Source organism: Bacillus sp. 05T31, from assembly GCF_056396725.1.
In genome coordinates, this window is record NZ_JBFTMA010001427.1 from 1 (window position 1) to 421 (window position 421).

General features: G+C 37.3%; 1 pseudogene. It reads left to right on the top strand.

Annotated features, from left to right (window positions below):
- Positions 1-421, top strand: a pseudogene (locus AC1DJR_RS33650) (ATP-binding protein); the annotation flags it as partial.

A 421-nucleotide genomic window follows, 5' to 3' on the forward strand; every position in this document is an offset into this window, starting at 1 on the left:
ACTCCAGACCTCGCAATTATCGCGCTAAACCGCATGTTGAAAGCGGAACTAGATGGAAAGCAAGTTGATTGGAATAAAGTGCATTTCATTCGCTTCCGGCATTCACAACATCCTCCAGCACTGAACTTACTTCATAGATTTCCTAATGAAGACACTCAAACAGTTATTAACTCAATTTTAAGCGTTATTAAATCAATCATCCCAGGTCAAGCACCTCAAACAGAACGTATTTTAAAAGCTACAATTGGAACTTTGCTAATTGATGGAAAACAAACACACAATACACTTAGTATTCCAATGTTTTTAACAAATGAGATATTCCGTGCACGAGTCTTATCGAATTTAGAGGGGCCAGAAGCAAAATATTATTCTCATTATTGGAAACATGATGTTGGAGAAGCTTTGGATGCTAGTATTCAGC